A 24,604-nucleotide genomic window follows, 5' to 3' on the forward strand; every position below is an offset into this window, starting at 1 on the left:
GATTTACATACATAATAACACGCAATTCCGGTAAAGGGAGGAACAAGATGAAAAGATATGCATTTGTGATTATGGTCTCATTGATCCTGGCGTCGTGCGGGACCAAAACAGGTGAAACAAAGCTCCCCGACGATTGGAATGAAATCGTCAGTCAGGCGGAAGGCTCCAAGGTCAACCTCTTTATGTGGGGAGGGGATGAGGCCGTCAATCACTACATCGATGACGTGGTGGCTCCCGGATTGAAGAAGGAATACGGCATCTCATTGAAACGTGTCCCGATGGATACCCCTGAAATCCTGCAGAAGCTTCAAACGGAAAAACGGGCGGGGAAAAAGGACGGGTCCATGGACATCGTATGGATGAATGGGGAGAACTTCAAGAATGCGAAGGAAAATGATCTTCTGTCCGGACCGATCACGGACCGCCTTCCCAATTTGACTTCATACTATAACGAAAAGGATTTCGAAAATGACTTCGGAACGCCTACGGGAGGATATGAGGCACCGTGGGGGAAGGTTCAGTTCGTCTTCTTCTACAATTCTGACAAGATAGACAGCCCGCCGCGGACGGTGGACGAGCTGAAATCGTTCGTGAAGGAGCATCCAGGGAAATTCACCTACCCTGTTCCGAGGGACTTCACGGGGAATGCCTTCATCCGTCATCTCCTCAACGCGAACTCGGACCAACCCATCGAAAAGGCCGGGGAAGATATAGAAGAAGCAGGAGGGAAGGTCTGGGATGACCTGAATGAAATGAAAGGTGATCTGTGGAGGGATGGGAAGACATACCCGAAGGAGCTGACGGATCTGGATCGTCTATTCGGCCAGGAGGAGGTATGGATATCCATGGGATACAACGAAGCAAGGGCGGAATCACTTGTGAAGAAGGGGATCTATCCTGAAGGGACCAAACCGTTCCTCCTTGAAGATGCGGGCTCGATCGGGAATACACATTTCCTTTCAGTGCCGTTCAATTCCCCGAATCAGGCGGGAGCCCTCGTCGCCATCGACTATATGCTTTCCCCCGAAATGCAGCTGGAAAAGATGCAGCCGGACGGGTGGGGTGACAGCACCCCGATCTCCATGGATAAGCTTGAAGATGGGATGAGGAAGAAGTTCGAAGAGCTCGACAGGGGCGATACGGTTCCCGATCCTGCTCTTTTGGAGGAGGCTTATATAGGGGAGATGGACGCCTCCTATGTGGAATGGGTAAAGGAGCACTGGGTTCGTGAAGTGGCGGAAACGGACTGAGGGGCTGTTCCTTGTGCCAAGCATCCTTTTCCTGATGATCTTCGGACTGGGCATGCTCATGGCATTCATGGAGAGCCTCATGGATGACGGGACGGCGACGATGGGCTATTATATGGAATTATTCAGGAAGGAACGCTTCATGCGTTCCGTCCTATACAGCGTCTGGATCACGGCCGTGTCCACGGTCCTTTCCCTCGTCATCGGCCTCCTCTTCGTCCGGGTGTTCAAGGAAAAGCTGAAGGGCGGAACAGGGCGGCTCCTTGTATGGATCCCCATGCTGTTCCCCCATTTCGTATGGGCCTATCTTGTGTTCCTGCTTTTGAATCAAAGCGGATTCCTGTCCAACCTCTTGGGTGTCAGTGGTCTGATGGCCGAACGGACGGATTTTCCCGTCCTCGTGCAGGATCCGGGCGGGATCGGGATCATTGTCACATATGTTTGGAAAGAGGTGCCGTTCGTCATATTGATGCTCCTGCCGGTCTATGCCTCTCTTTCTAAAGGGTACAGGGAAGCGGCTACCCTTCTTGGTGCCAACCCCGTTCGCATGTTCACCACGGCAGAGTGGCCCTTCATCAAGCCGGCCCTTATCGAGACGGGTGCCATCCTGTTTGCGTTTATCTTCACAGCGTTCGAGGTCCCCCAGCTCCTTGGGGTCACGTCGCCACAAATGATCGCTGTCCTTACATACGAATGGTTCTACAGCGGAGCGTGGACGGATCGTCCCTTTGCATTCGCCGCCCTGCTCCTGGCGGGGGGCGCTGTCGGGATGAGCATGTGGCTCCTGACCCACTCCATGAATAAAGAGAGGCTCAGGATCGCCAGTGGAGGGAGGGGCGGATGAAACGAATCGGATTCTATTCGGCCACCCTCCTGTTCTTCTCGTTTCCCGTCTGCTTTTTCATCTATAAAAGTTTCTTCGGGATCTGGAGATGGGGAGAGGCATTCCCTGTAGATCCCGACGCGAGGGCGTGGAAGGTAATCGCTGGGGAAGGAGAGCTCCTCTCGGCCGTGGTGGTGTCCGTCGGGATCGCCGTAATGGTACTCATACTGAACCTCTTGATCGGGTTGACCGCAGGGAAAGCGTTCGCCCTCCATCGGTTCAGGGGGAAGGTCATCCTGGAAAGCATGCTGATGATGCCTCTGTTCCTTCCGGCATTAGTCGTCGCCGCCGGTCTCCAGCTCGTCTTCATCCGTCTTGGACTTGCCGATACGCGGCTTGGTGTCGCCGTTGTGCATTTGATCCCCACGGTCCCTTATAGCATCAAACTCTTCAAATCCGCCTATGAGGGGATCGGGACGGAATTGATCGAGCAGTCCATGCTCCTCGGGGGAGGCGCTATGGACAGGTTCCGACATATCGAACTGCCCCAGCTCATCCCTGCCATGAACAGTGTCCTGTTCCTGACCGTCGTGATCAGCCTTGGCCAATACGTGCTTACGGCCATCATCGGCGGGGGCAACGTCGTCACGCTGGCCATGATCTATTACCCGTTCACCCGCACGGCGGATGAGTCGGTCATGTCGGCCTTCTCCCTTATGTTCATGATGATCCCCTTGATCACATACCTCATCTCGGTGATGGTGTTGAGATTCTTCATCCCGTACCGTCCGTCAAAGAAAAGGAGGGGGAATGAAACCCCATGGAACTGAAGGAATTGCACAAGAAGTATAAAAAGCGATCGATCCTTTCGGGGGTCTCACTCCGTATGGAAGAGGGAGAAATCGTCTCCCTTGTTGGTTTATCAGGGTCGGGGAAATCCACTCTTCTCCGCATCATATCCGGGCTGGAGTCACCCGATGCCGGTTCGATCCATCTGGCGGGACAAGACGTCACATCCATGAAACCGAAAGACCGGCCAGTCGGTATGGTCTTCCAAAAACCACTCCTATTCCCGCATATGACGGTTCTTGAAAATGTCCTGTATGGGCTCAAAATGAAAGGATACAGGAAGAGCGATGCGAAGAAGGAAGCGGATGAATTCATCGAAATGGCGGGCCTTTCAGAGGTGCTGGATCATTATCCGTCCGAGCTGTCGGGAGGTCAGATGCAGCGCGTATCACTTATCCGATCCCTGATCCTCCGCCCGAAGCTCCTCCTGCTGGACGAACCGTTCGCCAGTCTGGATCATACCCGGAGGATGGAAATCCGTGCGTGGGTCAAAGACGTGATCAAGGAAGTGGGCACCACGGCGCTATTCGTGACACATGACCGGGATGAAGCGAGCGAAATGGGCGACCGGATCGCCGTCCTTGAATCGGGGCGCATCTCCCAGATCGGAACGCCGGAGCATGTTTATCACCATCCTGCCACTCCGTTCATCGCCGGTCTCATGAGTGACGGTATCCACCTCGGGAATGAGCGGTTCGTCCACCGGGAACACTTATCGACAGAGAGACACCATCCGGATGATTTACAATGGGTGGGATTGATACGGGAGAAAAAGTATAGGATGGGACATCATATGTATTCCATCCATATTGAAGAGCTTCAGCAGTCGGTCGTCCTGAAGGTGGCTGACGGTGATCAGGGTGGGCCTGTCACGATTACGGCTTCAGAAAAAAACATTCAAACGTTTGATTGAGAGGGAAGGGAGGGAAAAGGATGAAGAAGAAGGAATGGTTGAAGATCGCCCTTGTGCTCGCAGTCATCCTGTTTTTGATCTGGTTCAGCCGTCATGTGTTCAGTGTGAACCCGATCGCCATCAGGGATTGGATCACCTCCTTCGGGATCTGGGCACCCCTGGTGTTCATTGTGGCCTATACCATAAGGCCTCTCATCCTCTTCCCGGCATCGATCCTGTCGTTCGGGGCCGGTCTTGCATTCGGTCCCCTGGAAGGTTTCGTGTACATCGTGGCCGGTGCAATAGGAGGGGCGACCGTAGCGTTCTTTGCCGCCACCCTGCTCGGGGACCGGATCCTGAAGAATCCCTCTGAACGCATGAGGAGGATTCGCGGGCGGATGGAGGAGGACGGATTCATCTACATCCTTGTGATGCGCCTCGTCCCGTTCCTGAACTTCGATTTGGTCAGTTATCTGGCCGGCATGGCGAAGGTGAGGTATGGTCCGTTCATCCTGGCGACGGCCATCGGGATCCTGCCGGGCACATTCGGATATGTCTATCTGGGTTCGAGTCTTGTCCAGGACGATAAAAGTCATATTTACATAGCCATCTTCGTGTTTGTCCTTGTGGCGGCGGTACCTTTCCTTTTCAGGAAGAAGCTCAAGAACTGGCTCGGGTTATCTAAAAGGCGGTAGGAGGAAGGAACATGCTGGATACACATGCGAGAAAATGGGTGCAGCCGGGCATCGAGACGACCGCCCGTTTATTTTTGAAGGCCGGGTTCACTCCAAATGGGGTGACGGTAGGGGCGTTCATCATCGGAGGAGGGACGGGAATTGTTTATTATACCGGATTCCCCATCCTGGCTGTCCTGCTTCTGTGGGTATCGGGATTTTTGGATGCAGTCGACGGCTCCATGGCAAGGCTCACAAAGCCTTCACCGTTCGGGACCGTCATGGATGTCACATTCGATCGCATCGTCGAGATTTCCGTGATCCTTGGCGTTGCCGCGGTACATCCCGAAGCCGTCTGGCCACTCCTCCTTCTCAGTGTTTCGATCATCATTTCGATGACGATCTTCCTGACCGTCGGTGCCGTCTCTGAGAAAGAAGGCGGGAAATCGTTTTATTACCAGGCGGGTCTGGCTGAAAGGACAGAAGGTTTCATCCTCTTCAGCCTGATGATGCTGTTCCCGTCGATTGTCGTTTGGACGACCCTTCTATTTGTTGCAGTGGAATTGTACACGGGCTTTCAGCGGTTTGCAGAAGCAAAGCGACTACTTTCATAATGGAGTGATATAGATGGAGAAGTATGATGTGATGGTGATCGGTGGAGGATCAGCGGGATTGACGGTCGCGTCGGGCGCGGCGTCACTTGGTGCGCGTGTCGCCCTCATCGAACAGAGCGGGCGCCTCGGAGGTGACTGCCTCCACTTCGGATGCGTCCCGTCCAAGGCGTTCATCCAGGCGGCTAAGGAAGTCTCCATAGCACGGAAGGCCGCTTCGTTCGGATTTGACGTGAGCGGAGCAGTCGATATGTCGGCGGTGAAGAAACGTGTCGAAGAAGCAGTGGCGAGCATCCAACAGCATGATGATCCTGAGCGGTTCACAGAGCTGGGGGTGGACATCTATTTCGGGCGTGCAGAATTCGTCACCCCGAACGCCCTCCTGATAGAAGGGGAGGATTACGTCTACGGAAAAAGCATTGTCATCGCTACGGGATCGAGTCCTCTCATCCCGGACATCCCCGGCTTGGAAGATGTGAGCTATCACACGAATGAATCGGTGTTCGATCTTGAGCAACTTCCGGAAAAAGCCATCTTCATAGGGGGAGGACCGATCAGCCTCGAGATCGCCCAGGCTTTCAGCCGTCTCGGTTCTGACGTGACGGTGGTCGAGAAGGCCTCATCCATCCTTTCCAAAGAAGATCGGGATATTCAGGAAGTTGCCATTGAAGTCCTACAGGAAGATGTGAGGATCGTGACGGACGCCGACATCCAGAAGGTGACCAAAGACGGGAACGGACTTTCACTCTACTGTACGGTTGACGGGAAGGATCTCCACATCAACGGCGACATGCTCTTCGTCGGGACGGGGAGGAAGCCTCATTCTGAAGCCCTCAATGTGGACAAAGCAGGTGTGGAGACGGATCAGAAGGGCTTCATTCCTGCCGGTGACGATCTGAGGACGAATGTGTCCCACATCTTCTCCATCGGTGATGCGAACGGTCGCTATTTCTTCACGCATGCGGCAGGGATGGAAGGGAAGCAGGTGGTGCAGAATGCCGTCTTCGGCCTGAAGGGGAAGGTAAACTACGATCAGCTACCTTGGGTGACGTACACTTCACCGGAGATCTTCCATGCGGGAATGACGGAGGAAGAAGCAAAGGAATCGGGTATCAAATACAAGGTGTACCAAACGACCCTTGATGAAGTCGACCGTTTCGTGGCAGATCATCAAACCCGCGGCCTCGTGAAGATTCTGACGGATTGGAAAGGGAAGATCCTCGGGGCGCATGCCGTCGGGGAAGGAGCGGGGGATTGGATGCAGCCAGTCCTATACGCCATGGCGAAGAACAATGGTATCGGCTCCCTTTCGAATATGACCTATCCATATCCGAATCATGCAGCAGCCGTACAGCAGACAGCGGATCTATTCTGGCGGGAGAAACTTTTTGACGGACCGGTTCCGGCCGTGACGAAGAAGCTGATTGAGTATAAAAGATAAAGCCATTAAAAAAACAGGACGACCAGGTATGGAAGGTAGACCCTTTCCCTGGTCGTCCTGTTTTATTTTTCATGGAAGGTGTACTTCTCCATGAATGACCGGTCCAATCTCTCCTTGAGTTTCCTTGTCCATCTGCCCTGGACCGCGAATGATCCGTACAGGAGGAACCCGTGTCCATTACCCGTCGACAGGATCGACAGATATCGGCTTCGCGGTTGAAAGGCATGGAGTTTCCTGCCTGTTAGAAACCGGTTCAGATTATCCCACAGGACGGGTCCCTGGCGGACAGCCGTGACCCCGTTTTTGGGGAGGTCGAGGAAATTTTCCAGTGTTCCGCAGTCGCCGACAGCGAAGAGATCCGGAAATGAGATGGACTGAAGATGGGCGTTCGTCAGCATGAATCCCTTCTCATCCGTCGGGATCAGACTGCTGCCAAACAGGCCTTGTGCCGCCGCTCCGCCGAGGAACATCACTTCGTCAAAGGGGATGTGACGGCCCCGGTCGGTCACGATGGTCCCTTCCTGAAGCTGTTCGGCTTTTCCTCTCACGGTGGAAATACCCCGGCGAGCGAGAAGCGATGCCATACTCCTGGATGCAAGGACTCCGGTCCCGTGGAGCAATGGGGATGAATGAACGACTGTGATGGAATCACCGGGATCCCCGTTTTTTTCTTTCCAGGCGCGTAAGGAGAGCGCGAGTTCGCATGCCGCCGCTCCGCCTCCGATGAAGACCGTGTTCCTGCTGCGGTACAGTCTTTCGACCTGGGAAGGGAAGTGGTGATTCGGTTTGATTTTAAGATTGACTCCCGATAGACCGGGAATGTCCGGATCCTCATTCCGGGAGCCGATATCAAAGGAAGCTGCGTCATAGGAATACAGATCCCCCGTATCTGTCAGCAGCTGCTTTTGGATGGGATCGACGGAGAGTACGGAAGCTTCGACGAAATCGCATTGTGCTTTCCGGCACAGGTCCTCAAGGTCGACCCGGATTTCCTCCTCGCTATACATGCCTTCTACGAATCCCGAAAACATCCCGCTGTAATACTGGTGGCGCGAAGGAGAGATGAGGATCCATCGGTCGGCCGTTTTTTCCTTGGACCGTTCCAGGAGGCAATGGAGGTGACTGTGACCGCCTCCTGCTAGAATGACGGTCTTCATTTCCGATCCTCCCATTCTTCCCTGGTGATGCCCATTCGGATCGAGTCGTAATACACGCCTTCATGATAGCGGCATTTCCTCATCCTGCCCTCGAGGATCATGCCGATTTTCTCGGCGGTACGCATCATGCGTTCATTACCCGACCAGGTGGTGATGCCCACCCTGCCGATGTCTTTGGTGGCAAAAAGGTGCTCCACCCACTGGGCGAGTGCGTCCGTACCATACCCGCCGTTCCAGTAGCGCGGATCGTAAATGCCGATTCCGGCCTCCAGCCACCTTGTCGGTTCATATTCCCAGTAAAAGCTCACTGTCCCGATGATGACCCCGTCACATTCAATGATGCGCTGATGCTCGAGGAATCGGTCCGGATCTGCAACATAGGAAGCTTCGTACTCGTCCAATGACATGTTGACATGAGGGAAATAGGGAGCGTCCCATTTTTTCCACTCGGGGGAGGGGTCGCGGTATAACAGGTTCCATAAGGCGGGTAGATCTTCTTTTTCAATCGGGCGAAGCTGTGTTTTCACATCGTTTCCTCCAGTCTCTTTCTTGATGACTTCCATTATACCGAAGTTCCGGAAGATGGGGTGAAGATAAAAAACAGGATGGCCCGGCTTGGCCATCCTGTGTCTTCCAATCTATGAAACGGGTTGTTTTTTACCTGTAAGACGATCTGCGATGGACGCAATCGCCCCGTCGCCTGTAACGTTACAAGCTGTACCGAAGCTGTCCTGTGCCAGGTAGAGGGCGATCATCAGGGATGTCATGGTCGGGCTGAAGCCGAGCATGGTCTCGAGCAGTCCGAGGGAAGCCATGACGGCTCCGCCGGGCACTCCGGGTGCAGCGATCATCGTAATCCCGAGCATGAGGATGAACGGGAAGATCTGTGTGAACTCCAGTGCTTGTCCCTGGATGAACATCACGGCCATGGAACAACTCACAAGGGTGATGGTGCTCCCTGAGAGATGGATCGTGGCAAGGAGAGGGATCGAGAAGTCCGCGATTCCTCCCCGCGTACCGTTCAGCTTCGTCCTTTCAAGCGTCACAGGGATGGTGGAGGCAGAAGACTGGGTGCCGAGGGCCGTGAAATAGGCGGGCATCATCGTCTTGATCATGGAAAACGGATTCTTTTTCCGGAGGGTTCCGGCTGCTGTGTACTGTACCAGAAGAAAGAATAAATGCAGGATGATAATCATGATAAAGACTTTGGCAAAAACAGAGATAATCGATGTCACCTGACCTCCCTGGGTCATATTGGCAAAGATCCCGAGGATATGGATCGGGAGGAGCGGGATGATGATTTTTTCGATGAGCTTCTCGATAATGTTCTTGAACTCTTCCAAGCCTTTTTGAAGCACATCCCCTTTGATGGCCGCCATTCCGACTCCAAGTGTGAAGGCGATAAGGAGAGCGGTCATCACGCCCATGACAGGCGGCATTTCCACGGTGAAGAATCCTTTGAGCAGCGCTTCTTCGGGGTTTTCAAACGATTTGGAGCTTTGATTGACAAGCAGGGATGGGTACAGGGATTTCGCCGCAATGAACGCCACCAGGCCAGCCAGGATGGTAGAACCGTATGCGAGGGCCGTTGTCAGGCCAAGGAGTTTGCCCGCCCCTTTCCCCATGGAACCGATTCCCGGTGCGATGAATCCGATGATGATGAGCGGGATGGCAAATCCAAGAAAGTTCCCGAATAGTTCATTGAATGTAACGAAAATCTTGATGAACCAATGAGGGGCGAACATCCCGACAATGATTCCTAGTACGATCCCCAGAATGATACGTGGTAACAATCCAAGTCTTTTCATCTTCCTGTCCTCCTTGAGTGTACAAATGTTTATGTTAGATGGATTATACAATGACGGGATCGATTGTTTAATAGGTTTTATAATAGGCGGAATGTTAAGTGTATTCTGATAACGTCGCGAATGTTTAGTCGCAGGACTAGTTTGACATGGCATACATATAACAAAGGAGCGCAGGCGGAAGATAAATTGCATTTTCCATATGAATCATTCTTTCTCTTTCCTTTGAACATGATAAAATAGAAATATCTATTGTTATATTGGAGGTCACTCAAAAAATGAAAACCAAGCTTTGTTTATTATACGGCGGAAAATCCGCGGAACATCAGGTCTCACTGCAAACGGCCAAGGCAGTCATCGGTGCCCTGGATTTAAATAAATTCGATATTCACCCGATCTTCATCTCGACAGACGGCGCGTGGATCAAAGGATCACAGCTTGAAGGACCGGTCGATGATGTGAAAGAACTTCAATTCTCCGAAGGGGAAGCCATTGCCCCGAACGCCCTCACGACGTCGGTCGAAGGATCGGACGGATACGATATGATCTTCCCTCTCCTTCACGGACCGAACGGTGAAGACGGGACCGTACAAGGGATGCTTGAATTATTGAATCTTCCGTATGTAGGGAACGGCGTGCTTGCGTCTTCCGCAGGTATGGATAAAGTCATCATGAAGAATCTGTTTGCCCAGGCCGGTATCCCGCAGGTAGGCTACACCTGGTTCATCAGAAGCTCATGGGAAAGCGACCGCGAGGCAGCCTACAAGCAAGTGGAGGAAGAAATCGGCTATCCATGCTTCGTAAAACCGGCCAACCTCGGTTCTTCCGTAGGGATCAGCAAATGTACGTCACGTGATGAACTTGAAGCGGCTTTCGAAGAAGCCTTCCAATTTGATCGTAAAATCATCATTGAAGAAGGAGTCGTTGCCAGAGAGATTGAACTCGGCGTACTGGGGAACGATCATCCTGAGTGCTCGGTAGCGGGAGAGATCGTCCCTAAGAAGGATTTCTACGACTACAAAGCGAAATATGAGGATGGCGATACCGCACTCATCATCCCTGCAGAGGTCGACGAGGAGCTTTATGCACGACTCAAGGACATTGCGATCCGGTCATTCAAGGCGCTTGATTGTTCAGGGCTTGTCCGTGCCGACTTCTTCGTGACGAAGGACGGAAGGATCTTCATGAACGAAGTGAACACCATGCCTGGATTCACCCCGTTCAGTATGTTCCCGCTTCTTTGGAAACATACGGGCATCGACTACCCGTCACTCATCGCGAAGCTGGTTGAACTCGGGGCGGAGCGACACAAAGAAAAGCAATCAATCAAGTATACGATGTAGTCACCATGGGACCGGCAGCGGACGAAATGAAAGTTCGGGCGGTCCCATCTCTGTTGCACATGGATGAACGAGTAAAGGAGTATAGGATCATGTTCGAAAAAACGATTAACGATATATGCACGATGCTCGATGTGAAGAATGATCTATCTTCATTCAGCGACATCGTGGTAAAAGGTGTATCCATCAACACACGTACGATGGAAAAAGGGAATCTATTCATCCCGTTCAAAGGGGAGAACGTGGACGGTCACCGATTCGTCCGTTCTGCCATAGAAGAAGGTGCGTCGGCTGCACTATGGGATGTAAGCGTCCCGAATCCGCCGGAAGATCTTCCGGTTCTAGTGGTGGACGATCCTCTTGAGGCGCTTCAGTCCCTTGCCAATCAATACCGTCACGAACTGGATCTCAAAGTCGTGGGCATCACAGGAAGCAACGGGAAGACAACCACGAAGGATATCGTCGCGAATATCCTGGCGCAGAAGTACAAGGTCCATAAAACCCAGGGGAACTATAATAATCACATCGGTTTGCCGCTTACCCTCCTGGCTCTGCCTCAGGATGCGGAAGTTGCCGTGCTGGAAATGGGGATGAGCGGATTCGGAGAGATTGAACTCCTATCCGATATCGCACAGCCGGATGCAGCGGTCATCACCAACATCGGTGAGTCCCACCTGCAGGATCTCGGTTCCCGGGAAGGCATCGCCAAAGCGAAGCTTGAGATCATCCACGGTCTGAAGGAAGACGGCCTGTTCATTTATTACGGGAATGAGCCCCTCCTGAACGAACAAGTGAAAGAACTCGGATTGAAAAGAGTGGAAACGTTCGGGAAGACGGCTGATAACACCATTTCCCCGACGAAAACGGAAATGAACAATACGGGCAGTTATTTCGAAACTTCCATGGAGGAAGGGGAAACCTTCCACTTGCCGGTGCTTGGGCAGCATAACATCCATAATGCGCTCGCAGGCATCCTGATCGGGAAGGAATTCGGTCTAACAATAGAGGAGATGAAACAAGGCTTAAAGTCCCTTGAGCTGACGAAGATGAGAATGGAAATGATTGAAGGTAAAAAAGGAGAGCGCATCATCAATGATGCGTACAATGCCAGTCCCACTTCTGTAAAAGCGGCAATCCAGCTGATTTCCGAGCTGGAAGGTTTTGATACTAAGATCCTGGTACTCGGGGACATGCTCGAGCTTGGGGAGCATGAAAAGGAATACCATGAGGAAATCGGTCAGTTGATCGACCCTGAACGCATCCGTCACGTGTTTACTTTTGGTCAATTGGGTGAATATATGGCTAAAGGGGCAAAAGTGAATTTCCCCGAAGAGCGCGTACACGCATTCCTTGATAAAGAGGCCCTGCTGGAAGAATTGAATGCACTCATCACCGGCAAGGAACTGATTCTCTTCAAAGCATCGAGGGGAATGAAGCTTGAAGAGATCATTGACGGGCTGAAGTAAGCAAGGGGCTTGTCCGTGCGCCACACTAATGGGAAAAGGTGAGAGCATGATCGGATGTTTAGTGCTCCACGGGTTCACAGGGGGACCATACGAAGTGGAACCCCTTGCTGAATACCTGAGGAAGCAGACGGATTGGAAGATTGTCGTCCCGACCCTGCCTGGTCACGGAGAAACACTATCCCTAAGGGGAATCAAGCATGTGCAATGGATTGAACATGCGGAAGATTGTCTCAAATCACTGCTTGAGACATGCGACAAAGTCTATGTCGCCGGCTTTTCCATGGGTGGTCTCATTGCATCCTATCTTGCAGTCCATTATAATGTTAGTAAGCTTGTGCTGTTGAGCGCTGCCGCCAGATATATCCATATCAAGCAGCTCTTCAGAGACATCGGGGGTTTGATCAGAGAGGGATGGCAAGGAAATCTCCTCGAGAACGAACTGTATAATCGATATAAGGTAAAAATGACCAATACCCCGCTTCTATCCACCTATGAATTCAGGAAGGTCGTCACCATTGCCCGACCGCTGCTGAAAAAAGTCACCATCCCCACATTCATTGCCCAGGGGGAAGTGGATGGAATCGTCCCTCCCGCCAGTGCAGCTTACATCTATGAAACCATTTCGTCCCGACAAAAAAATATTTATTATGCCTCAAGATCCAAACATCTCATCTGTCATAGCGAAGATAAGGCTGAACTTTTTGATCATATTTACCATTTTCTCGAAGATGAATAGAGTGACTATTTGACATGTCATTGAAATTCATTTCTAGAAGTGGTAACATTACTACAACATAGTTCTATTTGTTGGACGTGCCAGCTCTTCGATTTTGAAGAGTGTATTTTTTTGTACACAACATAAACTAAACATCTCATATAGACGGTTTTAGATTAGATACCGAAGTCGGCATGTAAGATTTGGATCCGATTTAAACATATAATCAGCTCCATCGATTAGTTATAAAAGATGTATACCAAAAGGAGAATGAATAGCATTGACAAAGTTTGCAGATTTAAACTTAAGCGCAGCTACGTTGAAATCCATTAAACGTATGGGCTTTGAAGAAGCAACTCCCATCCAGGCCAGCACGATCCCGGTAAGTCTTGAAGGAAAAGACATCATCGGTCAAGCACAAACAGGTACAGGTAAGACGACGGCATTCGGTATTCCGATGATCGAGAAGATCGATGTGAAGAACCCGGCAGTCCAAGGTCTTATCATCGCCCCGACACGTGAACTTGCGATCCAGGTTTCGGAAGAACTATACCGCATCAGTGCAGATAAGCGCGCACGCGTCCTTTCTGTATACGGCGGTCAGGATATCCAGCGCCAGATCCGTGCGATGAAAAAGAACCCGCACATCATCGTTGGAACGCCAGGACGTCTTCTTGACCACATCAAGCGTAAAACATTGAACCTTACAAATGTTCATACCCTTGTATTGGATGAAGCGGACGAAATGCTCAACATGGGCTTCATCGATGACATCGAGAGCATCCTTGAAACCGTTCCTCCGACTCGTCAAACCCTTCTATTCTCAGCAACCATGCCGGATCCGATCCGTCGCATCGCTGAGCGTTTCATGACTGAACCTGAAGTCATCAAAGTGAAATCGAAAGAAGTGACTGTATCCAACATCGAGCAGTTCTTCACAAAAGTGACCGAGAAAGAGAAATTCGACGTTCTTTCACGCTTGATCGACGTTCAGTCTCCTGAACTTGCCATCGTATTCGGACGTACGAAACGCCGTGTAGATGAGCTTTCACGTGCATTGAGCATCCGTGGTTACCTTGCAGAAGGAATCCATGGTGACCTTTCACAGGCTCGCCGTATGACGGTCCTTAAAAAGTTCAAAGAAGGACGCATCGACGTTCTTGTTGCTACTGACGTAGCGGCTCGTGGACTTGATATCTCTGGTGTAACGCATGTATACAACTTCGATATCCCACAAGATCCTGAAAGCTACGTTCACCGTATCGGACGTACGGGCCGTGCAGGTAAGAAAGGGATGTCCATCACATTCGTCACTCCACGTGAAATGGGCTACCTTAAAGTAGTAGAACAAACAACCAAGAAGAAAATGACGGCTCTTAAGCCACCTAGTCATAACGAAGCTCTTGAAGGTCAGCAGCGCCTGGCTCTTGAAAAGCTTACAGAAGCAACGAAAGAATCTGATCTTAAAGATTACTATGCGTTGGCTGAAGAATTCCTTGCGAATCATGAATCCATCGAAGCGGTGGCAGCGGCCATCCGCGTTCTGACAAAAGAACCGGATACCACTCCAGTCGAAATCACCGAAGAACGCCCACTTCCATCAAGAGGCGGCGGTCGCGGTAATTCCCGAGGCGGCGGATACAAAGGTGGTTCACGCTCTGGTAAAGGCGGAAGCGGCGGAAGCCGTTCAGGCGGTTACAACCGTGGCGGCGGTTCATCCCGCGGCGGAGATCGCAACCGTTCAGGCGGAAGCAGACCACAATCTTCTTCTAAGCGTAAATCATATAACTCTTAATGAATGGAGAACACGACGGCAGAGATGCCGTCGTGTTTTTTTTTTGAGTAGATTCCGGGGAGCGGGAAGTTGAAAGTAAATCGTGAAAGTTGAAAGTAATCGGTCCGAGTTGAAAGTGAGATTTGGAAAGTTGAAAGTAAAACGTTCAGAGTTGGAAGTAAATCGCGAAAAGTTGAAAGTAATCGGTCCGAGTTGAAAGTGAGATTTGGAAAGTTGAAAGTAAAACGTTCAGAGTTGGAAGTAAATCGCGAAAAGTTGAAAGTAAAATGTTCAAAGTTGAAAATTAATCGCGAAAAGTAGAAAGTGAAAGATTCAAATTTGAAACTAAATCCCAAAAGTCGAACGTAAACACTTAGAACTCATAAACCATCCACCATCTAAAAACGACTGATCCTGCAATAAACCAATGCAATCCCGTCCATACTACTCCTAACATCACCCAGGCCCTGTGCCTGCCAAAGGAGTATCCCTACATGACCATCATCCGATTCGGCTACGTAGCCATGAGCATGAATCTGCAGCACGCTTCCCCTTCTCAGACCATGACCCACAAGCAGTTTTCCGGCTTGAAGGATGAAGAGGCGGCGATCAGGAAGCTGGAGCGGATTGCTGTGTCCAATATCGAGAATTGCCTGCGGCTCCTGAAGCATAATGCGCTTCATGACATTCATTTTTTCCGTTTCAGTTCGAAGCTCATTCCTCTTGCCAATCACCCCGATCTTGCGGGATGGGACTTTTTGACGCCGCTCCTGCCTGCTCTGGACGGGATCCGATCTTATCTGCAGGAGCATCCCATGAGGGTCGATTTCCATCCGGATCATTTTGTCCTCCTGAATTCAACTGATCCGCAGGTGATGAAGAATTCATTGAAGACCCTGCGTCTTCATGAGGGGCTTCTGAACGGGATGGGCATCGATCCCTTGCACCGCTGCGTCCTCCATGTCGGCGGTGCTCATGGCGATAAGGAGAAAGCGATGGAGCAGTTCATCCACAACTGGGGACTGACACCGGAGAGCATCCAAAGGATGATCATGCTGGAGAATGACGATACCGTATTCTCGGCATTCGATGCCCTTTACCTTTGTGAAAAACTCGGGATCCCCCTTGTATTCGACCTTCACCACCATATGGCGAATGGGGAACGCGACTGGATGCTTGATTGGGATCGTGTCGTCGCTACGTGGGAGAGATCTCCGCTTCCCCTGAAGATGCACATCTCCAGTCCGCGGTCCGTTGATGATTTCAAAGCTCACGCAGATTACATCGATCCTCATGATTTCCTCGGGTTTCTTCACCAAGTGAAGGGAAGTGTAGATCGCATCGATTGCATGATCGAGGCGAAGCAGAAAGATAATGCCCTGTTCCAGCTGATGGACGCCCTGGTGCAAGAAGAAGGGATCCGCCGAGTGGACGGGTCTACGATCGAAATCGTTTAAATGAAACCATCCCCTACTCAAATGCGTATCTATACTGTAAGATTTAGACATAGAAGGAAATGGGGGATGGATATGAAGGAAGGACCACGCAACAGGGTTTCACCGAAGGCTCTCAATGTATGGCGGATCTATGGTGGGATCGAGACCTTGATCGCACTCGTCGTCGCAGGTGGGATCATTACACTAACCGTTCTATTCGACTGGCCGGCTTGGATTTCCATCGTGGCGGGAATCGCTGTCGTCATTCTTGCATACATACAGATCAAAGTTGTTCCTGATGTCAGGTGGAAGCGCTGGCGCTATGAAGTAAGGGAGCAGGAAATCGAGCTTCAACGAGGCATTTTTATTGTCAAAAGGACGCTTGTCCCGATGGTACGGGTCCAGCATGTGGATACGGTGCAGGGGCCGATCTTGAAGAAATACGGCCTATCGACAATCACGATCTCCACAGCTGCAACGGTTCATGAGATCCCTGCCCTCGACACAGAGGAAGCGGACGGACTGAGGGATTCCATATCCCAACTGGCAAGGGTGGCGGAAGATGATGTCTGAGTATAAGCGGCTGCACCCCATCTCGGCCATCGTCAACTTCATGAAACAAGTGAAGGAAATGATCATCCCGATCGTCGTCCTCTTGTTCGTGAACGGTTCGGGAAGCGGCGGGGGTTTCTGGAGATACATGCCCGTCATTTCCATGGTAACGGTCCTCGTCCTTGTCCTTGGTGCCGGGATCATCAAGTGGATGCGGTTCACCTATCGCCTGGAAGACGGGGAACTGCGGATCGAACACGGTTTATTTGTGAAAAAGAAGCGGTATATCCCCTATGACCGGATCCAGAGCCTGAACTTCTCGGAAGGGATCCTTCACCGCCCGTTCGGACTAGTGAAGGTAAAGGTGGAGACCGCCGGTTCTTCATCTGATAAAAAATCGGAGGCGGAACTGACGGCGATCCTCAAGGAAGAAGCTATTCAGATCGAGAAGACGATCTTTAAAGAAAAAGAACGCCTATCCGAATCCCCGGAAGCCGTCGTCGAAGAGAAGCCTGACCGTCAGGAGGAAATCTTCAAGATGTCCGGGAAGGATCTGCTGATGCTCGGTTTGACGTCTGGCGGAGTCTGGGTCATCTTGTCGGGTGTCGGAGCTTTCCTTTCACAGTTTGATGACTTCATTCCGTTTGAAGAGATTTACGAAGGAGCTTCAGGCTACATCAGGGGAGGGGTCCTCATCATCGGGATCCTGGCATTCGTCGGCCTGTTCATTGCCTGGCTGCTTTCACTCGTGTGGACCTTCGTTGTGTACGGGGACTTCCGGATCCGGCTCACCGATGAAAACATCATCATCAATCGGGGGCTGTTGGAAAAGAAGCAAGTGACGGTACCGTTCAAGCGCGTGCAGGGAATCCGTATCATCGAGAACCCCGTGCGTCAGCTCCTTGGTTACTGTTCCGTCCAGATTGAAAATGCCGGGGGCTCCGCCCTTGAAAAGGACAGCTCGAGTATCAAGCTGTTTCCTATCGTAAGGAAAAGGGAAGTGGAGAACCTTCTTGCCGAGATTTTCCCGGATTACTCCGTAGAGACCGAATTCAATCGGCTTCCTGTCCGTTCAATCAGGAAATATATGATCCGTGCGGCCGCGGTCGGTGTCATCCCGACGGTCGTGGTATCGATCTTCCTCTGGCCCTATGGGATGTGGGGGCTGATCCTTGTGGCGCTCCTTGCGTTCCTTGGATACCGGCAGCACCGGTCCGGCGGATGGAAGCTCAGCGAAGGCCAGTTGTCCTTGCAATATCGGACCTTTTCAAAAAGCACGGTCTTTTTGAAAAAGAACCGTATCCAGTCGCTTGACCGGCAGGAAACGTGGTTTCAATCACGCATGGACTTAAGTACATTGCGGACGACCGTGAAGTCGGGTGATGCCGGGTACAAGAGCACGCTGAGAGATCTTGAGGAAAAGGATATGAAGCAGATCGAAATCTGGTATTCCTATGAAGAATAAAAAAAGTGACCTGCTGAGGTCACTTTTCTACTTTCTCCCGGCAATGAAGCCGATGAGGAACCCGGCGATGAGGCCGAATAGGTGAGCGGTGATGTTGATCCCGGACTGGGTGAAGGTCATGATCAACCCGATGATGACGATCGGCAGGATCACCTGTTTGCTCTCGCGGGTGATGAAGGGGTTCTTCGTCGCGATCATGGCCAGATAATAGCCGAATAATCCAAATATCGCCCCGGAAGCACCCACATGGCTGTATGTGAGGGGCTGACTGACGTAGGTGATGATGTTGGCAAAGATGCCGCTCACAAGATACAGGGCCATGAATTTCCATTTTCCAAGATGCTCTTCAAGTGCCGGACCGAAGAGGACGAGTGAAAATGAATTGAACAAGACGTGGGAGAATCCCATATGGACGAATATCGGCGTGATCAGGCGCCACCATTCGCCGTCCCGTATGAGCAAGTTGATGCCTGCGAGTTGTTCGTACACCCACATTTGAGGGAAAATGGGGAGGGAACTGATCAAATACAGGATCAGGTGGATGGATACAATAACAGAAATGACCGGATATTTCTTCAGGAACTGAGAGAAGCTTTCCGTCCTAACAAACATGGATCGTCCTCCTCCAAAAGGATGGTAGTACTGATATTGTCGCTTATGTGAGCCTGCTAGACAAGGTGTTTCCTTATACGGATATGCCGGACAGGACTTGAGTAGAAGGAGAATGATAATGATCAAAGGAATCGGATTGGATATTGTCGAGCTGAAACGTATCAAGGACATGATAGACCGTCAGCCCAGATTCCCCGGGCGCATTTTAACAGAAAGGGAAAGGGATTCATTCGATTCCCTCTCAGATAGAAGGAAGGTGGAATTCCTTTCCGGGCGCTTTGCGGCAAAGGAGGCATTTGCCAAGGCCGTGGGCACGGGTATCGGAAAGGAACTGTCTTTCCAGGATATCGAGATCGAGAAGGATGAAAGGGGGAAACCCCATATCGTAAAGCCTGCTGGACTGAGGGTCCACCTCTCCATCACCCACAGCCGGGACTTTGCGGCGGCACAGGTCGTATTGGAAGATTGATGCTTGTCAGTTCTTTTTGCATATTCCCCATGGTTGTCTCATATATTCAGTAGTGCAATAGGAGAGACAAGACCGGTGAGGTGAAAATCGCGGTTCATCCGTAGAACGCGAGGGGGATTCTGCATGAGTCGTCCATTTCCACCCTCCGGTCCACCCCTCTCTGATACGTATATCCTGAGACAAAAGGGGCTGTAGAAATGAACAAGAAACTGGTGGTGCTCGTGCTGGCCGTACTGACCGTATTGATGCTGGCCGCATGTGGGGAAAAGTCCAAAGAGGATGTAACCAAGGATCTCAAGTCGAAAGTGGAAGACCTGAAAGGCTATAAGGCAGATGCCAAGATGACCCTTCAAGTCGGGGAAGATCCACAGACGTATGAAGTGGAAGTTTGGCATAATGATCCGAACTATTACAGGGTATCCCTGAAGAATGAGGCCAAAGACCAAAGCCAGATGATCCTGCGGAATGAAGAGGGTGTCTTCGTCCTGACGCCTGCATTGAACAAGAGCTTCCGCTTCCAGAGCGACTGGCCGTCCAACAGCAGTCAGGCCTATCTATATGAATCACTTGTGAAGGACGTCCTGGAAGACAAAAATGCTACATTCAAAGAGACGAAAAATCATTACGTCTTCAATACAAAGACACGCTATCAGAACAATCAAATGCTTCCTACACAGGAAATCACCTTCAATAAAAAAGATCTTACCCCGGTATCGGTGAACGTCATGGATTCCGATAAGAACTCCTTGGTGAAGGTCGAGTTCTCCAAGATGGATGTGAAGGCTGCGTTTGACAAAAAAGACTTCGACATGAAAAAGAACATGACGGGGGCACAGCTTGAGATTCCGGTGAGCGGGAATGTGGAAGAGAAAGAATTCTCCGTCCTCTACCCTACAGATGGAATCAGTGGTGCAGAGCTTGTGGATGAGGAAGAAGTCGCAACGAAAGACGGCAAGCGGGTCGTCCTGACATACGATGGCGAAAAATCCTTTACCATCATCCAGGAACAAACCACATCGGTTCCGACCATGACGGTTTCGACATCCTTTCAGGGAGAAGTAGTGGACCTCGGCTTCACGGTAGGGGCCATGACGGATCAGTCCATCACCTGGACCCATGACGGAGTGGATTATATGCTTGCATCGAAGAGCCTCTCGCAGGATGAGATGGTGACCATCGCCAGGTCCGTGCAAGGTTCAATGGTGAAATAAAGAACACCGAGGCAGCCTGAGGGCTGTCTTTCTTCATGTGCGGACTGCCTGAAAGAAAAGAATGAATCTCGATGGAAGGAATGGTATTCTTGTAAGGAAGGAAATCGTTTAGGAAGTGAATGGACATTGGATACACTTTTCTTCAGAGATACATGGGCCGAAATCAACCTGGACCATGTAAGTGAAAACGTCATGAACTTTAAAAAACATATACCGGACAACGTGAAAATGCTTGCCGTCGTGAAGGCGAACGCTTACGGGCACGGGTACGAACAGATTGCAAGGGCCGCACTCGAGGCAGGGGCGGACGGACTTGCCGTCGCTTTCCTTGACGAAGCGCTGCTCCTTCGAAAAGCGGGCATCAATACCCCGATACTCGTCCTTGGTGCTTCAAGACCGGAGGATGCCGGAACGGCAGCTGAACAGGGGGTCTCCCTCACCGTCTATACGAAGGAATGGCTTGAAGAGGCAACCCGTCACGTGGGGCAACGCCTGAACCTCCATGTGAAATGCGATACGGGCATGGGGAGGATCGGCGTGAGGAACGCACAAGAGCTGCTCGAAATCACAGATGCCATCAACGCCCATGAACATTTTCATTTCGAAGGGGTGTTCACCCACTTCGCGACGGCCGATGAGCTGGATGATACGTATGCCGACACCCAGCTTGAAACCTTCAATTCGATGATCAGTCAGCTTCCACAGCTGCCCGAGTACGTACACTCTTCCAACAGTGCAGCTACACTCCGGCGGAAGGACGCCCTTTTCAACACCGTCAGGATCGGGATCAGCCTCTACGGCCTGACACCTTCACGGGAGATGCAGCCTCATCTCCCTTTTGAGCTGAAGGAAGTCCTGTCCCTCCGGACGAAACTCATCCATGTGAAAGAAATGGATGAAGGGGAAAAAGTCAGCTACGGCGCCACCTATGAAACAGGGAACAGGGAGTGGATCGGCACCCTTCCCATCGGATACGCCGACGGATGGATCAGGAAGCTTCAGGGGCAGGAGGTCCTGATAAGCGGACGTCGCGCGCCCATCGTGGGCAGGATTTGCATGGACCAGTGCATGGTCAGGCTCCCCGGTCCGGTGGAGACGGGGGAACCCGTCACGCTCATCGGCCGCCAAGGGGATGAGCATATTCCCGCAGATGAACTCGCAGATAAGCTGGACACCATTAACTACGAGGTGACCTGCATGATCGCAGCTCGTGTCCCGAGGGTCTACACGAGAGGCGGCGCCGTTGTCGAAGTATCCAATCACCTTCTGTAAGCAGGACAGAAAAGACCGCCTATTTCAAGAAATCGCATGAATAATCCATGTAACATATGGTGGATAATAGAAGAGATTAATAAATTGACTTTTCATTCCCATTGTTTGATGGTATGATTAACATGTTATAAAATGAAACGGTATGTAGTGATTGGTGGAGGTGTAGTTTGTGTCTGAATCCAGCGCAACAACGGAAATTTTGATTCGTCTTCCGCAACAGCTCGTCACAGAACTGGACGGCTTTGCAGATCAGGAAAATGTGAATCGCAATGAGTTTATTTATCGTGCTACTAAAATGTATTTAAGAGAGCGTAAGAAACGACATCTGCGTGAATCCATGAGACGAGGCTATATGGAAATGGCTAAGATCAATCTCGCCATCGCTTCGGAAGCAATCCAGGCAGAATATGAGGCAGAACATACAGTCGAACGCTTAGTAAGCGGAGGTTAATCCTTTGATTGTAAAGCGTGGTGACGTATATTTTGCAGACCTTTCTCCTGTTGTTGGGTCGGAACAAGGAGGCGTCCGGCCGGTCCTTGTCATTCAAAACGATATAGGGAACAGGTTCAGTCCCACTGTTATTGTCGCTGCTATCACTGCTCAGATCCAAAAAGCGAAGTTGCCTACCCATGTCGAAATCGATTCCAAACGGTACGGCTTTGAACGTGATTCCGTAATCTTGCTCGAACAGATCAGGACCATCGATAAACAGCGTCTTACCGATAAGATCACACACCTGGACGACGAAATGATGGAGAAAGTCGATGACGCCCTCCAGATCAGTGTGGGTCTCATACAATTTTAATCAGAAACGCCATGCAAATAAATATTGGGAATACAACAGCAAGCACCTGCTGATCAGTCAAACGATCGGCAGGCTTTTTTTATGCTCCTGTGATCCTTTCCGGCTGAACATCGGTAAGGGTGGCATAATCCGCAATGATTCATGAAAATCGTGTAATCATTTGTCGATGTGTGGTAAATGCACCCAATCGTATGACAAAGTTTTGTAAACCATTTATAATGGGAAAGTATATGGGGAGGAATCCCCGGTGAAGTTAGTACATGCTTGTTTATTTTTGTCTTTTTTTGATACTATTAATTCAAATGCGATAGCCATGTAAACTTTATTAGAGTTCAATGACATTGGTCATGGAGAACGTCGTCATAAATTTCACATGATAGAATGGAGAGAACGGGATGTTTAGTGAAGTCACGGAATACATTGAAACGAATAAGGCCGAGTTGACAAGTGTCTGGATGGACAAAATGAAGGAAGAAGCGGATGATAAATTCCTTCAAGTCATCTCGGATCAGGTGTTCACAAAGACAAGCCATGAATTTGTCGAAATGATTGCTTCACGCCTGCGGGATTCCAAAGAGTTCAACAATAGACTGGAAGAGTTTGCCGAGAAAGTGGTGAGACTCGGTTGGCCGTTGACGTTTGTGACTTCTGCCCTTAATGTGTTCGGCAAAGTGGTTTATCAAGGCATGGAGAGTGCCGGGTTTATTACGGAAGAAAATTATCAGCAGCAGATCGATAAATTCGATCGCTGGCTTTCCCCGATGACGAATAAAGTCATCCAGGCATACACGGAATCATGGGAGAAGACGGTTTCCCTTCAAAAGATCGCCCTTCAAGAGCTGTCTGCCCCGTTGATCCCGGTATTCGAAAAGATTTCTGTCATGCCGCTGGTAGGGACGATCGATACGGAGCGCGCGAGACAGATCATGGAGAACCTTTTGCATGGTGTCGTGAAGCATAGGGCAGAAGTCGTCTTGATCGACATAACCGGTGTACCCGTCGTCGATACGATGGTCGCCCATCATATCATACAGGCAGCTGACGCGGTCCGCCTCGTTGGTGCAAAGTGTATGCTTGTCGGGATCAGACCGGAAATTGCTCAAACGATTGTGAATCTAGGGATCGACCTTACCCAATTCATGACAAACAGCACACTGCGTAAAGGAATTGAAAAGGCTTTGGAAATGACCAGCCGAAAAATTGTTTCTGCGGAGGGATTGGAATGAGAATACCTATACTGAAGCTCGAAGACTGCCTATTGATCTCGATCCAGTGGGAACTTGATGACCAAACGGCCCTTCAATTTCAAGAGGATCTTCTACACAAGATCCACGAAACGAGTGCACGGGGCGTTGTCATCGATATCACGTCAATCGATTTCATCGATTCATTCATCGCCAAGGTTCTTGGTGATGTCATCAACATGTCCAGATTGATGGGGGCCAAAGTTGTCATAACTGGAATTCAGCCAGCGGTCGCCATTACACTGATCGAATTGGGGATCCGTCTGGACGATGTCCTCACAGCTTTAGACCTTGAAAAAGGCCTGGAGAAATTAAAATTGGAACTGGGGGACTAGGTATGGATAGCCAATCCTGCGTGAAGATCACGAATGAATGGGACATCGTTGCTGCCCGCCAGTTAGGGAGAAATGTAGCGAAAGAGCTCGGATTTGGCACCGTTGACCAAGCTCGTATTACTACGGCGATCAGTGAGTTGGCCCGTAATATATACTTATATGCAGGTACCGGACAGATCTGTATCGAGAAACTGCTTGATGCGGGGAAAAAGGGTGTAAGGATCATTGCCCTTGATGAAGGACCGGGCATAACAGATATCAGAAAAGTAATGGAAGATGGATATTCTACATCAGGTGGATTAGGAGCCGGTTTGCCAGGGGTTAAACGGCTGATGGACGAATTCAATGTCGACTCGGTCCCGGGAGAGGGAACGGATATCAGGGCAACCAAGTGGCTCCGCTAGGGGG

Annotated in this window: 26 protein-coding genes; 22 read left to right on the top strand and 4 right to left on the bottom strand. The window is 50.7% G+C overall.

Annotated features, from left to right (window positions below; genetic code table 11):
* Positions 1-47 precede the first annotated feature (47 nt).
* The 7 genes from ACNA6I_RS10430 to ACNA6I_RS10460 are packed head-to-tail and all read left to right on the top strand — an operon-like array spanning position 48 to position 6,537.
* Positions 48-1,250, top strand: coding sequence for an ABC transporter substrate-binding protein (locus ACNA6I_RS10430; protein WP_416313270.1), 1,203 nt, complete (start codon positions 48-50; stop codon positions 1,248-1,250).
* On the top strand, positions 1,228-2,091 hold the full coding sequence (locus ACNA6I_RS10435) for an ABC transporter permease (RefSeq protein ID WP_053072531.1): 864 nt from the start codon (positions 1,228-1,230) through the stop codon (positions 2,089-2,091). The genes ACNA6I_RS10430 and ACNA6I_RS10435 overlap by 23 nt, the downstream gene beginning before the upstream one ends.
* Positions 2,088-2,900 (top strand): ABC transporter permease, encoded by an 813-nt coding sequence (locus tag ACNA6I_RS10440; protein WP_416313271.1) that lies wholly within the window; start codon positions 2,088-2,090, stop codon positions 2,898-2,900. Before ACNA6I_RS10435 ends, ACNA6I_RS10440 begins: the two co-directional genes overlap by 4 nt.
* Positions 2,891-3,832 carry an ABC transporter ATP-binding protein gene (locus ACNA6I_RS10445; protein WP_416313272.1) on the top strand — a complete coding sequence of 314 codons (942 nt, stop codon included), beginning with the start codon at positions 2,891-2,893 and terminating at the stop codon, positions 3,830-3,832. Before ACNA6I_RS10440 ends, ACNA6I_RS10445 begins: the two co-directional genes overlap by 10 nt.
* Positions 3,833-3,852: 20 nt before the next feature.
* Positions 3,853-4,506, top strand: a complete 654-nt coding sequence (locus ACNA6I_RS10450) for a TVP38/TMEM64 family protein (RefSeq protein ID WP_048007244.1) — start codon at positions 3,853-3,855, stop codon at positions 4,504-4,506.
* Positions 4,507-4,517: 11 nt separating this feature from the next.
* Positions 4,518-5,099 carry a CDP-alcohol phosphatidyltransferase family protein gene (locus ACNA6I_RS10455; RefSeq protein ID WP_416313273.1) on the top strand — a complete coding sequence of 194 codons (582 nt, stop codon included), beginning with the start codon at positions 4,518-4,520 and terminating at the stop codon, positions 5,097-5,099.
* Positions 5,100-5,112: 13 nt separating this feature from the next.
* On the top strand, positions 5,113-6,537 hold the full coding sequence (locus tag ACNA6I_RS10460) for a dihydrolipoyl dehydrogenase family protein (protein ID WP_416313274.1): 1,425 nt from the start codon (positions 5,113-5,115) through the stop codon (positions 6,535-6,537).
* Positions 6,538-6,599: 62 nt separating this feature from the next.
* On the opposite strand, the gene ACNA6I_RS10465 is transcribed toward ACNA6I_RS10460, so the two are convergent.
* From ACNA6I_RS10465 to ACNA6I_RS10475, 3 genes are all read right to left on the bottom strand, one after another.
* Complete coding sequence (locus tag ACNA6I_RS10465) at positions 6,600-7,694, bottom strand: FAD-dependent oxidoreductase (RefSeq protein ID WP_416313275.1); 1,095 nt, start codon at positions 7,692-7,694, stop codon at positions 6,600-6,602.
* Entirely contained in the window at positions 7,691-8,257 is a 567-nt protein-coding gene (locus ACNA6I_RS10470; RefSeq protein ID WP_048007336.1) for a GNAT family N-acetyltransferase, read from the bottom strand. Before ACNA6I_RS10470 ends, ACNA6I_RS10465 begins: the two co-directional genes overlap by 4 nt.
* Positions 8,258-8,332: 75 nt before the next feature.
* Positions 8,333-9,502 carry a dicarboxylate/amino acid:cation symporter gene (locus tag ACNA6I_RS10475; RefSeq protein WP_048007240.1) on the bottom strand — a complete coding sequence of 390 codons (1,170 nt, stop codon included), beginning with the start codon at positions 9,500-9,502 and terminating at the stop codon, positions 8,333-8,335.
* A gap of 275 nt (positions 9,503-9,777) precedes the next feature.
* On the opposite strand from ACNA6I_RS10475, the gene ACNA6I_RS10480 reads away from it, so the two are divergent.
* From ACNA6I_RS10480 to ACNA6I_RS10510, 7 genes are all read left to right on the top strand, one after another.
* Complete coding sequence (locus ACNA6I_RS10480) at positions 9,778-10,842, top strand: D-alanine--D-alanine ligase (RefSeq protein WP_048007239.1); 1,065 nt, start codon at positions 9,778-9,780, stop codon at positions 10,840-10,842.
* An 89-nt stretch (positions 10,843-10,931) separates the two neighbouring features.
* Positions 10,932-12,305, top strand: a complete 1,374-nt coding sequence (locus tag ACNA6I_RS10485; RefSeq protein ID WP_048013984.1) for a UDP-N-acetylmuramoyl-tripeptide--D-alanyl-D-alanine ligase — start codon at positions 10,932-10,934, stop codon at positions 12,303-12,305.
* A 28-nt stretch (positions 12,306-12,333) separates the two neighbouring features.
* Complete coding sequence (locus ACNA6I_RS10490; RefSeq protein ID WP_231578989.1) at positions 12,334-13,041, top strand: alpha/beta hydrolase; 708 nt, start codon at positions 12,334-12,336, stop codon at positions 13,039-13,041.
* A gap of 259 nt (positions 13,042-13,300) precedes the next feature.
* The gene (locus ACNA6I_RS10495; protein WP_048007237.1) at positions 13,301-14,815 is read left to right on the top strand and encodes a DEAD/DEAH box helicase; all 1,515 of its coding nucleotides are present in this window, start codon (positions 13,301-13,303) and stop codon (positions 14,813-14,815) included.
* A 473-nt stretch (positions 14,816-15,288) separates the two neighbouring features.
* Positions 15,289-16,251 carry a UV DNA damage repair endonuclease UvsE gene (gene uvsE, locus ACNA6I_RS10500; RefSeq protein WP_416313276.1) on the top strand — a complete coding sequence of 321 codons (963 nt, stop codon included), beginning with the start codon at positions 15,289-15,291 and terminating at the stop codon, positions 16,249-16,251.
* 72 nt (positions 16,252-16,323) lie between these two features.
* The gene (locus ACNA6I_RS10505; RefSeq protein WP_048007334.1) at positions 16,324-16,803 is read left to right on the top strand and encodes a PH domain-containing protein; all 480 of its coding nucleotides are present in this window, start codon (positions 16,324-16,326) and stop codon (positions 16,801-16,803) included.
* Positions 16,793-18,247 carry a PH domain-containing protein gene (locus ACNA6I_RS10510; protein ID WP_416313277.1) on the top strand — a complete coding sequence of 485 codons (1,455 nt, stop codon included), beginning with the start codon at positions 16,793-16,795 and terminating at the stop codon, positions 18,245-18,247. Before ACNA6I_RS10505 ends, ACNA6I_RS10510 begins: the two co-directional genes overlap by 11 nt.
* Before the next feature lie 27 nt (positions 18,248-18,274).
* On the opposite strand, the gene ACNA6I_RS10515 is transcribed toward ACNA6I_RS10510, so the two are convergent.
* Positions 18,275-18,859, bottom strand: a complete 585-nt coding sequence (locus ACNA6I_RS10515; RefSeq protein WP_048007234.1) for a rhomboid family intramembrane serine protease — start codon at positions 18,857-18,859, stop codon at positions 18,275-18,277.
* A 118-nt stretch (positions 18,860-18,977) separates the two neighbouring features.
* On the opposite strand from ACNA6I_RS10515, the gene acpS reads away from it, so the two are divergent.
* The 8 genes from acpS to ACNA6I_RS10555 all read left to right on the top strand — a co-directional run bounded on the left by acpS (position 18,978) and on the right by ACNA6I_RS10555 (position 24,600).
* Positions 18,978-19,328, top strand: a complete 351-nt coding sequence (gene acpS, locus ACNA6I_RS10520) for a holo-ACP synthase (RefSeq protein ID WP_048007233.1) — start codon at positions 18,978-18,980, stop codon at positions 19,326-19,328.
* A 197-nt stretch (positions 19,329-19,525) separates the two neighbouring features.
* The gene (locus ACNA6I_RS10525; RefSeq protein ID WP_416313278.1) at positions 19,526-20,539 is read left to right on the top strand and encodes a LolA family protein; all 1,014 of its coding nucleotides are present in this window, start codon (positions 19,526-19,528) and stop codon (positions 20,537-20,539) included.
* A 126-nt stretch (positions 20,540-20,665) separates the two neighbouring features.
* On the top strand, positions 20,666-21,811 hold the full coding sequence (gene alr, locus ACNA6I_RS10530; RefSeq protein ID WP_416313279.1) for an alanine racemase: 1,146 nt from the start codon (positions 20,666-20,668) through the stop codon (positions 21,809-21,811).
* Positions 21,812-21,980: 169 nt separating this feature from the next.
* Entirely contained in the window at positions 21,981-22,262 is a 282-nt protein-coding gene (locus ACNA6I_RS10535; RefSeq protein ID WP_048007231.1) for a CopG family ribbon-helix-helix protein, read from the top strand.
* 4 nt (positions 22,263-22,266) lie between these two features.
* The gene (locus ACNA6I_RS10540; RefSeq protein ID WP_048007230.1) at positions 22,267-22,617 is read left to right on the top strand and encodes a type II toxin-antitoxin system PemK/MazF family toxin; all 351 of its coding nucleotides are present in this window, start codon (positions 22,267-22,269) and stop codon (positions 22,615-22,617) included.
* 395 nt (positions 22,618-23,012) lie between these two features.
* On the top strand, positions 23,013-23,843 hold the full coding sequence (locus ACNA6I_RS10545; RefSeq protein WP_048016254.1) for an RsbT co-antagonist protein RsbRA: 831 nt from the start codon (positions 23,013-23,015) through the stop codon (positions 23,841-23,843).
* Positions 23,840-24,196 (top strand): STAS domain-containing protein, encoded by a 357-nt coding sequence (locus tag ACNA6I_RS10550; protein ID WP_048007228.1) that lies wholly within the window; start codon positions 23,840-23,842, stop codon positions 24,194-24,196. The genes ACNA6I_RS10545 and ACNA6I_RS10550 overlap by 4 nt, the downstream gene beginning before the upstream one ends.
* A 2-nt stretch (positions 24,197-24,198) precedes the next feature.
* Positions 24,199-24,600, top strand: coding sequence for an anti-sigma regulatory factor (locus ACNA6I_RS10555; protein WP_048007227.1), 402 nt, complete (start codon positions 24,199-24,201; stop codon positions 24,598-24,600).
* The last annotated feature ends 4 nt before the right edge of the window (positions 24,601-24,604 follow it).

Source organism: Rossellomorea sp. FS2, assembly GCF_047915635.1.
Lineage (GTDB): Bacteria > Bacillota > Bacilli > Bacillales > Bacillaceae_B > Rossellomorea > Rossellomorea marisflavi_A.

What these genes read in the sequence shown, in the direction of transcription:
- ACNA6I_RS10460 (WP_416313274.1), top strand. Translation starts at nt 5,113, where the DNA reads ATGGAGAAGTATGATGTGATGGTGATCGGTGGAGGATCAGCGGGATTG.
- acpS (WP_048007233.1), top strand. Translation starts at nt 18,978, where the DNA reads ATGATCAAAGGAATCGGATTGGATATTGTCGAGCTGAAACGTATCAAG.
- ACNA6I_RS10480 (WP_048007239.1), top strand. Translation starts at nt 9,778, where the DNA reads ATGAAAACCAAGCTTTGTTTATTATACGGCGGAAAATCCGCGGAACAT.
- ACNA6I_RS10555 (WP_048007227.1), top strand. Translation starts at nt 24,199, where the DNA reads ATGGATAGCCAATCCTGCGTGAAGATCACGAATGAATGGGACATCGTT.
- ACNA6I_RS10515 (WP_048007234.1), bottom strand. Translation starts at nt 18,859, where the DNA reads ATGTTTGTTAGGACGGAAAGCTTCTCTCAGTTCCTGAAGAAATATCCG.
- ACNA6I_RS10505 (WP_048007334.1), top strand. Translation starts at nt 16,324, where the DNA reads ATGAAGGAAGGACCACGCAACAGGGTTTCACCGAAGGCTCTCAATGTA.
- ACNA6I_RS10455 (WP_416313273.1), top strand. Translation starts at nt 4,518, where the DNA reads ATGCTGGATACACATGCGAGAAAATGGGTGCAGCCGGGCATCGAGACG.
- ACNA6I_RS10545 (WP_048016254.1), top strand. Translation starts at nt 23,013, where the DNA reads ATGTTTAGTGAAGTCACGGAATACATTGAAACGAATAAGGCCGAGTTG.
- ACNA6I_RS10445 (WP_416313272.1), top strand. Translation starts at nt 2,891, where the DNA reads ATGGAACTGAAGGAATTGCACAAGAAGTATAAAAAGCGATCGATCCTT.
- ACNA6I_RS10470 (WP_048007336.1), bottom strand. Translation starts at nt 8,257, where the DNA reads ATGGAAGTCATCAAGAAAGAGACTGGAGGAAACGATGTGAAAACACAG.
- ACNA6I_RS10440 (WP_416313271.1), top strand. Translation starts at nt 2,088, where the DNA reads ATGAAACGAATCGGATTCTATTCGGCCACCCTCCTGTTCTTCTCGTTT.
- ACNA6I_RS10450 (WP_048007244.1), top strand. Translation starts at nt 3,853, where the DNA reads ATGAAGAAGAAGGAATGGTTGAAGATCGCCCTTGTGCTCGCAGTCATC.
- ACNA6I_RS10465 (WP_416313275.1), bottom strand. Translation starts at nt 7,694, where the DNA reads ATGAAGACCGTCATTCTAGCAGGAGGCGGTCACAGTCACCTCCATTGC.
- ACNA6I_RS10525 (WP_416313278.1), top strand. Translation starts at nt 19,526, where the DNA reads ATGAACAAGAAACTGGTGGTGCTCGTGCTGGCCGTACTGACCGTATTG.
- ACNA6I_RS10485 (WP_048013984.1), top strand. Translation starts at nt 10,932, where the DNA reads ATGTTCGAAAAAACGATTAACGATATATGCACGATGCTCGATGTGAAG.
- ACNA6I_RS10430 (WP_416313270.1), top strand. Translation starts at nt 48, where the DNA reads ATGAAAAGATATGCATTTGTGATTATGGTCTCATTGATCCTGGCGTCG.
- ACNA6I_RS10490 (WP_231578989.1), top strand. Translation starts at nt 12,334, where the DNA reads ATGGGAAAAGGTGAGAGCATGATCGGATGTTTAGTGCTCCACGGGTTC.
- ACNA6I_RS10475 (WP_048007240.1), bottom strand. Translation starts at nt 9,502, where the DNA reads ATGAAAAGACTTGGATTGTTACCACGTATCATTCTGGGGATCGTACTA.
- ACNA6I_RS10510 (WP_416313277.1), top strand. Translation starts at nt 16,793, where the DNA reads ATGATGTCTGAGTATAAGCGGCTGCACCCCATCTCGGCCATCGTCAAC.
- uvsE (WP_416313276.1), top strand. Translation starts at nt 15,289, where the DNA reads ATGACCATCATCCGATTCGGCTACGTAGCCATGAGCATGAATCTGCAG.
- ACNA6I_RS10550 (WP_048007228.1), top strand. Translation starts at nt 23,840, where the DNA reads ATGAGAATACCTATACTGAAGCTCGAAGACTGCCTATTGATCTCGATC.